Genomic DNA, 12,867 nt, shown 5'->3' with positions numbered 1-12,867 from the left:
CATGGCAAACGGCCAGATGAACTCAGACGATCCGAAACCCAACATCCAACAACCCTGTCCAATTTGCGCAGAGACTAGGGGGCTTGCTGAACACTTGATCGAAGTGGGCTTGGCTGCTGACTACCTTGGAAATACGTCGTCTTACGTGAGCGAGCATGGAACAGCAACGATCAAAACGGAGACGATCGGAGACTGGCTCAGGCTAGCCGCTCAGCTCGAGAAAGTCGAAGTCGACACTTGGAAGTTCGAATCACCGGACGCCGGCCTTTACTGCGAAACCGTGGGCGACAACATCGATGCCCACGCGAAGCATTACACGACTCATGCCACCGGGCTCACGCGCTTCATGTTCGTCTGCAATGGCTTGGAAGAGGCCTATCGCTTCATTGATCACTTATATGGCCCCTTGTCAGTCCGCAAGGGCGTAGCCAAAAGACAGCTCAAAAGGGCGAGCAGCCTGCGGACAGTCGCACTTCTGGATGATCTCTTTGATAGCAAAGGGGTATCAGCTGCGCCAAAGGACTTCCAACATCACTGCGGCAATTTCATCGAGCTCTTCGTTCGATACAAAGCCGAGCACAATGCTGCCGTTCACGGGCTCGACTTGGGAGCCGAAAGCCGATTGACCTATGCGCTGCAGCTAGTGCGCAACCTTCGAAATCATGTCGCGCATGGCACTTTCCCCTTGGGACCTCCTGCGGACTATGGTGGCTACGAGGACAGCGAAGAGCTGGTGTTGATGCTAAAACATGCATGCAGAGTTTCAGCACTCTACATACAGATCATCCTCAGATGGTTCGCCCAAGGATTTGAATCCTATGACTACAACTCCATCCGAGATGCCTATGCCAAAGAGTTCGATCGCTTTATAGCTAACTGCACGCTCGAATACGTCCAAGATCTTCATGTGAAGAGCGAGTTCGCTCTTCACAAAGACCTTTACGACTACGAGCGCGATGAAGACGATGATGACTAGCGGTCGAGCCGAGTGCTGCGCAACCCCGGGATGGTTTAACGCAACCAGGCGTCAAGCTTGTCGAACACACGCTGACACAAGTGCTCGGAGCGCGTCGCAATGAAAGCGTCATCCCAATGGAGGCCATGCTGTCCTCTCAACGCAAGAGGAGCTAAGTGTGAGAGGTAGTTCGAAGCACCGACCAAAGACGAAAGGGCTGGAGGTACGCTGCCAATTCCGAGTGAGGCAGCGAGAGAGACTCCTGTGGTGCCTGCTGCCGTCGATCCTGGTGTTGTGAGATTCCAGTAATAGAATGCCTTGTCGGGCCACTCGGAATAGATTGACGAATTTACCGGCCCAGAGAGGAGGGTCAGGTTGCCGATTTTATCGACGATAGAATAGTTGCCAGGATAAATCGTGGCAAAGAAGTGTGCAGGGAACTTGATCAACGATGGCCGCTCGCGAGTAGCAACGTGCTCGATAACCTCATATTCGCTAGAATGCCAGACTCGACAATTAATCAAATCGGCGGAGTTCGGCATCCCATTGGTGAAGAGCCCCTCGTTAGCGGCCGTAAGGTCTGGTGCAGCGTCATGAGCTGAAACAAACAGCGCAAACCGGCAAACCGCCTTTCGAGAATACCAGGCGTTCTCTTTAGCCAGGTCCACCCAGATTTTACGAGCTGCGACTGGGTCCGCTGCGTCATAGACCTTCTGATTTCCCAATGCCTGCCTGAACCCTGCTTTAACGAAAGCGGCCGTCTGATTCGATGCGCCATTTGCGAACGAGATGTTCCCTGCGGTCGACTGGAACAAGGCTCGGTAATCTGAGTCAGGGAAGCGTCCCTGCTGCGCCCCCATGTAGAGCGTGAAGAAAGCAGCCGTTGCCTCGCACACCGTTACGAACTCAGTCGCAGCAACTACCTTAGCGGCTGCACTGGCCTGCGCGCGCAGCAGCTTGGAATAAAAGACGCTCAGCACAGCGTGCGCGAACTGATGACCGGCGTCTTTGAGATAGAACACACAAAGTGCAGCACGGTCAGCCTGCTGTGGCGATAGCCCCATGGTCAACAAGTGGTTACACAAGCCGAATGTGGCAGAGTTTTTTGGAGACCTCCGCGGCTTAACGAAGGTTAGGAAGTACTCTGCCTGATCCGCGATAGATGTTATGAAATCGACCGACTTCTGCGTCGGCACGCCTGCGGCAAGAGACCCTTCAAGTGTGTCGGTCAGCCAGTCACGCTCTTCACTAAAGCGCCGGCTTCGCTCCATCCCATTAAATACCAAGGCTGAGGACACGATAACCTTGTCGGTCAGCTCCTCTTTGTCTGACGAATTGCTCTCGGTCTCAAACACCCTCTCGATGCGATCTACCTGCGGCTTGATAACTGTGGCGTAACCTGCGTCCCAGGCTTTAACAATCTGCGGTTTGAACACTTCGAATGCGGTCAGCGGAGTACCTGTAGCATTCAGCGACTGGAACATGTCGAAAGCCAAGCCAAGATCCAAACACTCGATCACAACCAGATGGCATGAATTCTTCAGGAACGAACAGACTGCCAATAACAACATCCCACCGTAGTAGAGAGATTGCTCATCTGGCGGAAGGGTGTGGATATTCGCCCAGATAGGGGGATAAGCCATAAAGTTGGACAGACTTCCATCGGTGACACAATTCGCCGAAAACAACCCAGTTGCAAGCGATGCGTCCGCCGCCTTGATCTCTTCGCTGATTTTCTGTCGAAAAACCTCCGATACCGATCGTACCCGCTCGTCTGTCGAGATCGAATCGATAGCTATACCTGCGATGAAACTCGAGAGGAAACTCGAGGTATTGGACCGATAGTAATGGTTGATGTCTCCGCAGAGAGTCCATTGATCCGAAACCGGATTCGAGGAGATGTCGCCTGCTCTAATAATCTTCGGCTTCAACTTCGGCTGCGCACCGGTCTTCGTGATTTCAACTGCGTAAAACGGGCGAATGTTCGGAAGCTCATCAGTCAACTCGGTGGCCAGCGTAGTGAACTCCGGCGCGGAACCTGCAAGCGCCTTGAGCTTAGGCACCATCTGATTGATCTGTTCTTCGATAGCGCAAGCGAGAATAGAGATCGAGGTGATGCGTTGCTGACCATCGACAACGTTAGCCACCTTAGTCAACAAATTTGGAGTGTCGGAGTGGATGCCTGTCTGCACATTCTTCTCTTCATGAAGAATGACCGTCCCCAGAAAGATGCTATTTTCGGGCTTTGTCAATGTGCGTTTGATGCTCGAGAAAATGTCTTCAATGAGCTTCGTAGCGTTCTCCTCGTCCCATGAGTAGTTGCGCTGATAGTAAGGAACGTAAAAGCCGCGCCCTCCCTGGGAGAAGAAGTCGTAAAGGCTAGCTGCATCGTGTTTGAAAGGTTGCGCCACAAATAAATTCCTAAGTTACTGGCTTGAGTTATCAGCTCGGATTGCGGCCACAGCCGCCTCGATATCTTGATCTGACAAAAAAGGAGCCTGCGCGAAAACAAGGCCCTGCTCGCCGTTGAGCTTGGCGGCCAGATGCCCTCGGCCCAGCAACAATTCAGCTCCCGGCCGGTCGAGCGCAATCTTGGATGTGGCCTCGCTGGAGACCTTCAAGATCAGCCGATTGCCCAAATTTTCTCGCAGCTGCATCGGCATCACATCCTTGTCTGGACGCTGTGCCGCGAAGATCAAATGAATACCTGCCGCACGTGCCTTTACGCCCAGCCTCTGAACTGCCGTACCGACTGCGGATTTATAAGCATCGTCGAGCATCCAGTCTGCAAATTCGTCGTGGATCAGGAAGACCATTGGCAGTCGCTCTTCGGTCGATACTTTCGAGTTATAGGTCGGTAAATCGCGAGCTCTGGCTTTCGCAAAAGCGCGGTAGCGGTCCTCCATCTCCTCAACCAGAGCGTCAAGAACCTCGGATGCTTTCTCCTTGGTGGTTACGATTTCATCCCGCATGTGCGGCAAGTCGGCCAATGGCGCGTAGTCAACCCCCATCTTAGGATCAATCAAGATGATTTGGGCTAGCTCCTTAGGATTGGTCGCAGCGATATCTAATATAAGGGCCTGGATGAGCACCGATTTGCCGCTGCCCGTACCTCCAGCCACCAATGAGTGCGGTTCATGCGATGAAAGCCCACCAAACTCAGCGCCCAGATTCAGATACAGCAACGCGCCATTAATCTCCTGGAGCCCCAGTAGAAATGAGGTGTTGATACCCGCAACATTTCTATTGAGGTCTCGACGCGACCAGAGCTCCCAAAGGGACACAGCCTGCCTCTTTGCGCCAGCGACCGTAACCACGATCTCGCCTGGCTTAGGTTGGACAGTTACTAGGTTGATGGCGTGAGTAGTAAGGAGTTGTGTTCGTTTATTCTCGATATCTTCGACACGCAAGCGATCAGAACCTGCCAAACGAACTAGGCAGCCGTTTGGAGTCAGGCGAGTGCCTAGAACAGCCGCCTGGAGACCGTAGCTATTAAGCGCAGATTTAAGCCTCTTTGTGACCTCTTGAGCCCATTCCTCCCGTTCGACATCGGCTTGCGCACCACCGGAGAACTTTGACGCGACCAGATCAGAGAACCCGCCCCCGAAGCTGGAGCTCGTAACAGAAAGCTGATCTGAAGTTGAATCTGCAATAGCTACGGATGCAAGAACCGGCTCCTCTGTCAGTACTGAAGGCGCAACCACTGGACAACTCGGCGCAGCCATCTCGGCGTCGTTACCTAACGAAGCGGCTTCTTCAGCAAACGTATCAATCTGCCCACTTGATAGCTGACCTATTGCAGCCAACCATGGCACTCGCGGGGCGGGCAATTTAAAACAGTGCCCTTCCCAAGGCTGCTGGGCCCCAATACCTGATCGAACCTCGTGACCTCCAGAGCCTTTAGCATAAGCTTCGGCGAGTTTTCGCAAGTCCGGCCGATCGAAAACCTCCTGCCAAGCCATAACGCCCCCTGTCTCATCAAGAAGCTCCTGCTCAGACGCCGAGGCGGAACCTGCGTCCGAGGTGTGAACGTAAACGTGCGAGTACCCACGCAGGGAAATCTCTACATCGCCATCTCGCAACTTGGCGCGAGCACGCTCCATCAAATCCGTCATACCGGGCGGGATGTCCGCATCTATAAGCATATCGGCCAAGCGGGCCAACCAAATATCCCGATCAAGGCGACCAGGATCACCGAAGAGCGCCTCACGGAACATGCCTAATGTTGCTAATAGTTGATCCTTGGAGCCTCGTCGCGCCTGAGCCACCCCATCGGCTCCAACATATTTTGCCTCAACAATTGAAATGACGACGCGAACAGTCTCCTCGTACTCCTCAACGTTGAGCGCCAAAATATCCGCGATACGGCTTTCAGGTTGAGATAGCCAGCTTGCGTAATCGTCGAGTAGGAAATAGGCGGTCAATACCTGCCTACCATTCGCTGAGGCTTGGAACTCCTCTGCAAGCAAGTAACGACTTAGCACAAGGCCTAGCATCTCTCCTGCAGATACACCTCGCTTGGCTGCACGCAGTACGATATCTCCGGAGACTGAAAGTGCGTCGCGCTTCGCCTTGTCGACAGCGATTTGAATCTCGTCGGATCCGAGCTGGAGATTCAACTCATCCAAGCGTCTACGAACCAACACGCTCAACAACCGAAGCTCCGAGGTCGAGCTAACAATCATATTGCGGCCATTAGTCGAGCCTCTACGGTAGCGCACCACCGTAATGTTGTTGTGCTGAAGCTGGCGCTTGTCGAGAAGCTCGTCGTAGGTGGCTACCCATTCGGCCAACTCGTGAGCGTCCCTGATTATTTCAGCCAGAGCTGGGCTTTGAAGGGAAATGCGGCGCGCAGGCAGTAATCGCTCCCCTGGCATAGCGTCCGTCTGCCGGCAAACTGCGGCGACAGCCGACACGTACGCCCAACCTGATGCCGTTTGCCATGGGCAAACTAGGAATGTGGTCGACTTCAGCTCGTTCTCACCTGACACGCTCCGGTAAGACCAGCGGGAAGGCGCATGATCCAAGTTCGGCCGATCGTTGGTCCACTGCACTGGGAGCCATTCTGTTTGGGCCTCGCGCGCGACCACGTCATGCAGGAAAGCCACATCGAAAGCCTTAAAACCCAGCGCACTCTCTCTTGGAGTCGCCGAGAGGGGCATTACAGAAATACGCAGCTTCGAGATGAAGTTTTCGCTGGTTTCGCTGACTACTGGCAGATCGGGATCATCACCAGCCTTGTTGACCAGCTCGCCATAGACTCGCCGCAGCTTTCCTTGATCTGAGTGGCGTACCGAAACGCTGCATTGGAGCTTGCCATCCTCTTGTATAGAGGAGAGCTCGCGCACTGTGGCCAGCGGCAACTCAGCTGCATCTGCGTTATAAAGCACAACGCTAAGGTTGCTTGCCTCGTGGGGCTGCAGCCCAACATAACGCTCCAAGAGCTCGCGCGCCTGTTTGGCTGCAGCCGTTGGATCGACATCGGTCATGGCTTCCTCAGCGCCACGCGTCGGTGATTCCAAAAGACTATAACCGTTAACCGTGCTGCTCTCCGAGACAAGCGTCAAAGCGCCGCCCCGATTGAGAACCGCAATCTCTGGATAGAACGGATGAGCGATCTCGTCGGTAAGTTCCCGCATAAAAATCTCGCGGTCACCATAGAGAATGCTAGCGCTGGAGAGCAAGTGTGTAGCGAAACCGGCAACGCGTCGCGTCTTTACCGCAAGAGCCTTCATTCGTTCTGGATGCCAAGGCGGGATGATAACTGCTGGGTTTTCGCCGGCAACACGCACCGTCCCGACCGATAGTATTTCAGCGACCAGCCGCGAGCGACACACATCACCACGAGCATTTACCATCAAGGTATTCAAAAGTTCGGCGTAAGACTCCGCTTGACGCATAACGGCATCGCCATGTAGCCCAGTCGTGACGAAGTCCTCCATCGCCTTGATGTAATCCTCCTCGAACTTATCCCACGATACCTTTACCTCGCTCTGCTGATGAGCCGTCAGCCTACCCTGCTCGGCGAGCTCTTTGATCCGGGTCTTAATCACATGGCGCAGGCTTTGGAGCTTGCTGACCGAAGAAACCAGCGACCCCGCATCAGTCGAGTAAGTCGCCTCCAGCGTCCCGGTGTCGAGCAACGAGACGTTTTGTACCCCACCCTTCTTGCTTACTAACTTGCGGGGGACTTCGGTACAACCTACCGCGCCCTTCTCCAAGAGGCGGCCCATGTCTGCGACCATCGACAAGCCAATTGACGTGGGCCTGTAGCTCCAAAGGAGCTGTGTTTTAGCTAACACTGCCTCTTTGTCCTTAGCGATCTGGATCAAGGCAACGTCAAACTTGATCTGCAGGGCTAGGCGCGATAGCGACGGGTTCGGACGAACCTTGCTCTTCTTATCATTGCGAAGCTCCTTCTCCTTAGCGAAGAACGCCTCATAGTCGAAGAGGGGATCGGGTAAGTTTGCATTGCCCAACCGCTCGACCTTCCACTCTACCTTTGAGCCCATGAGCTCCTTTAAGCCGCGGTACATAGCCGAGAAGTAGCTGCCGGCGTCGTAGTTGAATCGCTCGCGCCACTCCTTACGGCCTTTGGTCACAGTGAAACGTAGGATCCGCTCTCCTTCCGAATCACGCAGGCCGGCATGCAAGCTATTAACCACTCGAGCGAAGCCTTCGAAGAAGTCATTGCAGTCAATGGGCTTGCCATAGAGAGCTTTTTCCCAGCGCGAGCAAAGTTTGCTGTCTTGCTCCAAGAGCCTTCGCTGCTTAACGAAAAATTCTTCGTCCTCCTCCGTGAAGTCAGAGCGACGCTCACGCCCCTTCAAGTCCTCCAATAGCTTGCGACCCTCGGCATCGAGTGAGTCCTCCTGATCACACTCATGATCGAAGAAACGGATCGTGGACTCTGCTAAGCCAAGTTGCTTTTCTTTCGGTTTGTCAAAGGCAAGATAAACGCCATCGCTTTCCCACTCGAATTGGGCGAGGGCATCGGATGCCTCATGATCTCCAGCAGGAGCTGCGACGAATGCATCAAGGGCTTGGCGGGCCCCCTCCGAAATTTCTGCAGTATTAGCCTCGACTCGCTCAGTAATCTCCTCCGAGTCAAGAGGCTGGCCATTCTGGCGGAGTTTTTTAAGCAGCGGCGCACGCTGAGCAAAGAGTTTGGTGAAAGCCTTGTGCCATGGTTTACGCGATGCTGAGAAAGTTTTGGCATTCGAGAAGAAGGCGCTGTCTCTGGGGAGTCCCGCGCATGGCAAGGCGTAACCAACAGCATCACGGATGGGCAGCCCGTGCGTGGCGATAGCCTCGACAATTGCAGAACAAAACTCGCCAAGCTGCACTAACGAAAGTTCCGAGGATGCTAACAATCCGGCTAGGGCTGAATGGAACACCAATCGGTCGTCGAGGACTGGTGCAATACCGCCCGAATGAAGCGTGGCCTCGACCCACGGATCAGGGTCAGCCCGCATCTCCTTGGCGCCAATGGCCATGACATGACCCAATGTGTCCGCGAGGTTGTGCTCGTTGCCATTGGCAGTCAGGATCGCCGCTTTGGCGGTCAAAGCGTTATTGCGCACATAGCCTGCGTTATGTGGAATCAGAATGTCAGACGGTAGGCCTTGGCCTTCTACCAAGGCCTCCGGGATCATGAGTTCTACCCGGGCAAGCAGGTCCGGATTGGCAAGGATGGCTCGTGCGACTGCCCCGATCTGACTGGATGAAAGCTTGTCTAGCCTGAAGAGCGCAGCCAAATCACCAGACTGGCCAGGATTAGATATGCGTTGGGCGAGAATATTCGCGCCGACACGCCCAATAATGCGATCAGTCAGCATGCCGCTTCTCCCTGAAACGCAAACGGGTTTTCTACAAATGAGCAGGAGTCAGAAAGCCTGCGAACCAAGCCCAAGCTGACGAGACGGGCCTCAAGATTGTTTCGGTTCTCGCTGAGTTCTTCTTGGTCTACTAACTTGGCGCTGACTAAGCGCGCACCCTCTGCGTCACCAATTACCAGGCCATATCGGCACTTGGCTTCGGCGAGAAACTCATCGAACTGCATCCTGTCTTCCACGATGGAAACCACAATCGACTTGAGTAATCTATCGTTCGGCGCATAGCGGGTGCGTCTCGATAGTCTGCGTGAGCTGAGCCCGATAGCACGCGACCATGACGCATGAATTTTGCCGACATGCTGCTGATGGCGTGCCAAAGCATTATCAGCCAGTTTGGTAACCAACTCATCTGGACTCTTATCGGTGGAGTCCTCGTCGTCGCCACCATCAGTCGGCGGCCACTGGAAGCACTCACGCATGAGTTTTACACGCTCAGCATCCGGAAACTCTGCAGATTCAGCTGCAGCCCATTCAACATTCAACCGGATCGACTCAACATGAGCCCGCACCGCCTTTGCTGGCAGCCCTTGATTGAATTGATAGCTATCGCCAGAAAGCGCTCGCACCTTCGTTCGCTCCTTGGAGACGATTTCGCAGATAATCTCGACCGGATCGTCATCACCAGCAACCCGCTTAGCTCGTTCCAAGAAATAGAGCAGCATGTTCAGGCCAGTGATCGCGATCAAATGCTCCAATGCATCATAGATCGGCATATCCCTGTCCAAGATCGACAACCAGTCGTCGCAGATTTGATCGAAACGATTATTGGCAATTTCGGGTAGATAACCCGAAAGCCGGGGCTCTTCGACACCCTGCGGCGTACCTTGCAGAGCCCTAACCAAACGATTCATCGTTGCTTCGCTATCGAATAGGCGCTTGGCAAGGCTGTCACCGAGCTCCGCTCCACGCTTAGCCCGTGTGAGCATGAGATAGAGCAGCTCGCCTGTACGAGCAAAGAAGCGACGATCGTTGCTCATATTTCCTTTTGCATTGATCGCCAAGTCCTCATAAAGAGCGTCTGGGCCGAAAGGAAAGACGAACTTGGAACTCCAACGCTTGTTACTGCGAGACTCGAATGACGAGGAACGCAGCAGTTCGATAGCCTTTGCGAAGTCATCAAAGCTAGTGAATGAGCGGCGCAGATAGGTCATGTCTTCATCACCATTACCTGTGGCTCCCTGTCTAAAGCGCTCAAACCACTGCTTCCACTTCTCCTCATCAGACGCGGCGCTCTCCGCAATCGATTCGACGTATGGGTTGTTGAACAGTAACCCACGCAAACGGACTTGCCGCTGCGGCTTGAACATGACTGAGCCGCCCTGATCCTGGTGAGGCCTGAGCGGCTGATCCAAATTCGAGCCGAGTACGCCCAAGAACTCTAGAACAGTCAGGTGAGGAAGCTGCTCGTCATAAAGGCGATGACCCCAAATGTTCTCGTCGACGCAAAAATCGACGCTTTTAATCTCAGGCCTCTTGATTATTCCACTCATTCCGAGATCCTCACCGTCACAGGACGTGAAAAGCCGCGACCACCTGGCTCAATATCGATGAAGTTGAGTGTCAGCATGGCGGTCTCACTACCTACTTCATCATCATCTCCTGCTACGCTGGCTTTCTTGACGATCTCTGCCTTCCGTAAGAGCTTCGCCTTGAAAGCCAGCAGATCTTCGAGGCACTCATTGGAGAAGCTCGCTGGCAAAGCCCCCTCAGCCACACGCGAGAGAAACTCATGACGGATAGGGGTCAAGTCGAAAGCAACCGAATGGCCCGGGCCCGCAGCGAGCGAAACGTCGAGTCGAGGGCGGCCCGTATCCTCGACAAGCTTGATCGCCATACCTACGCCGCCCTGCCTGCGGGAGAACGTCTCGTGGTCACAAAGCACGCTGACTCGGCTTTGAGTGAAACCGCCCGAACTAGCGATGAAGATGCGATCTTCGTTTTCGAGAAGGAGACCTGTTAATACGCGGTTAAGGCCCTTAGCAAGGCGCCCGCGGACTATCTCGCTAACGGGCTTCTGCGCCTTGAGCGCTTCGATGATTTCCAAGTAGTCCCCAGCAAAGCAGAATGCTGTCATCGACCAATGCGGATAACCTCTTTCCCCATCCGGAAGTGTGAAGAAGAGCCTGCGTCGCTGGTCTTGAAGCATCGTAAGGAACTCGGCCGCCTCTCCTTCCAAGCGTGCCCCCTCATACCCTTCCAAATAGGAATTTTGGGCAGCGCGGAAGGCAGTCGTGGCCCCATAGATGGGATCGATCGCGACCAAACGCTCGAAGTCGGCTTGCAGCCGCAAATCGTCCTTCCCATAAACCAGCAACCCATCAGCAGCATTGGTGGACTCATCGCCCACGCCAAAGCTGGACATCGCCTTGAAGATGGGGCGGTCAGAGGTCCTTCGCTTAAGGAGATTGGCTCCGAAGGCGTTGGCATAGACACTAGCCGCCCCAAGAGTGCCTCCTTCCTGAATCTTCGCGACATCGGCACAGGTCAGCAGGTTGTCCTTGGCCTGCTTGGCATCGGAGCAACCGAGGATCATATTTGAACAAAGCGCAAGTAAGTCGCGTATAGGTAGATGCAGCCCATTGTGCCTGGCGATTTCAACCAAATCGCCCAAGCGACGAGAGAGCTGTCCACCATCCGCCTCACCCAAAAGCCTGCGGCGATTCTCGTCGATGGGACAAACTTTACCGTCGGCCTGAAGTGCACAGCGTTTGCAGTTGTCCCACTCGGGATGCCCCGCCACAGCCATAGCCACCTCATCTAACGTTTTGCGGCTAGTCGAGCGACTAAGATCGAACACAGCCAGGCGCTCAGGAGCTGGCCCGGCCTGTAAGAAGCGCTCTTGCAGCGGCTTGCGAAGTGGGTGATCACGCTCCTGGCGACGGCCTAGATCACGTAGACGATCAAGAATTTGGCCATGGTTTGCGGCAAGAATCACTACCTCAGAATCATCGCCTTCTAGCACCGATCTTTCCAGTCGCCGCAATGGCAGATCGCTCTCGTCGCCATTGAGCTCGGAAAGATCCTTGATAAAGACAGCCAAGCGACCATCCGCCAGATGTAACTCTTTCACGTTGCCCTTGGCGGCCCAAGCCTTGGGGTCCCCCCCAATGCGCTCCCACAGGGCACGGCAATGGTACGTCTTACCATCACCAGCTGTTCCAGCTATCAAAATAGATCCTGGCGCCTTGGATTCAATGTGCCCCACCATGTCCTCTAATAGAGGTGTCGACAGGCTAATCGGCTTTACTCCTGCCTGTGCCAACGCCCTCGAAACGTACTCGTCGAACATCGCCAGATTGCTCGATGACGGCCCATAGCTACGTAGGAATTGAACCCAATCACTTGCCGGTGGAACCTCAATGTCAGTACGCCGTACAGAGCCGCCACGACCTTTACCGGCCTGCAACACCCCCTGTCCTATCAGGGCGTCACGCGTCTGCCAATAAAACTCATCTCTTAGCTGTGGAAACTGAATCCTGAGGTGCTCTAGCAACGACTGGTTTCCAATACTGGAGCCATCGGAGGGAACGGCGGCCAGCAAGGCCTCAACCAACTCATTCATGCACCAAACCCCCTCTGGTACCAGTCTTGACAGGTACCATCAAAATCAATCAAAGACTGTCGGGGATCAGAGGGGAGGTGTACTGTAAGGCTGCGACAGCAGCACATATTGAAAACCATCCCTGCTGTACCGCGACCTTCCATTTGCGATGTTCGTTACCTTATCTACTGACCAAGCACGGGTAAAGACATGCTCGGTTTTTTTGGCAACATACTCAGGCCGTCGGCATGTAGGAGTAATAAGATGCCTAGTGTAGCGTTAACGCAACGGAGGCCGTTGCCTCGCGTTCGGCTAGCGTCAAGCACGGACGCGATCAGGCCCATGGATTAACAGGCCTTCCCTCCTCCTTGAACGGCGGCCCAACCTTGGCCTGGTTAGGACTCTTCAGCCTGGGACATCGCCTGCTAGCACGGGTACGACATTAGGCTCACGCGCACGATGATCAGCAGCCATGC

At 54.4% G+C, this 12,867-nt stretch carries 5 protein-coding genes; 1 reads left to right on the top strand and 4 read right to left on the bottom strand.

The window, feature by feature from the left end:
* The first annotated feature begins 1 nt into the window (after nt 1).
* Complete coding sequence (locus tag IF189_RS03885) at nt 2–976, top strand: hypothetical protein (RefSeq protein WP_192552858.1); 975 nt, start codon at nt 2–4, stop codon at nt 974–976.
* A 35-nt stretch (nt 977–1,011) separates the two neighbouring features.
* Here the strand turns inward: IF189_RS03885 and IF189_RS03880 are convergent, their stop codons facing one another.
* The 4 genes from IF189_RS03880 to IF189_RS03865 are packed head-to-tail and all read right to left on the bottom strand — an operon-like array spanning nt 1,012 to nt 12,412.
* A complete protein-coding gene (locus IF189_RS03880; protein ID WP_192552857.1) occupies nt 1,012–3,366 on the bottom strand; it encodes a DUF262 domain-containing protein in 2,355 nt (784 codons plus the stop codon).
* Between the two features lie 15 nt (nt 3,367–3,381).
* The gene (locus IF189_RS03875; protein WP_192552856.1) at nt 3,382–8,793 is read right to left on the bottom strand and encodes an FtsK/SpoIIIE domain-containing protein; all 5,412 of its coding nucleotides are present in this window, start codon (nt 8,791–8,793) and stop codon (nt 3,382–3,384) included.
* Nucleotides 8,787–10,340, bottom strand: coding sequence for a hypothetical protein (locus IF189_RS03870; protein ID WP_192552855.1), 1,554 nt, complete (start codon nt 10,338–10,340; stop codon nt 8,787–8,789). Before IF189_RS03870 ends, IF189_RS03875 begins: the two co-directional genes overlap by 7 nt.
* Entirely contained in the window at nt 10,337–12,412 is a 2,076-nt protein-coding gene (locus IF189_RS03865) for a hypothetical protein (RefSeq protein ID WP_192552854.1), read from the bottom strand. The genes IF189_RS03870 and IF189_RS03865 overlap by 4 nt, the downstream gene beginning before the upstream one ends.
* Nucleotides 12,413–12,867 lie beyond the last annotated feature (455 nt).

The sequence above is a fragment of the Pseudomonas sp. IzPS59 genome (assembly GCF_014863505.1).
In the GTDB taxonomy this organism is placed as follows: domain Bacteria; phylum Pseudomonadota; class Gammaproteobacteria; order Pseudomonadales; family Pseudomonadaceae; genus Aquipseudomonas; species Aquipseudomonas kribbensis.
This window is presented reverse-complemented; position numbering and strand designations above follow the sequence as displayed.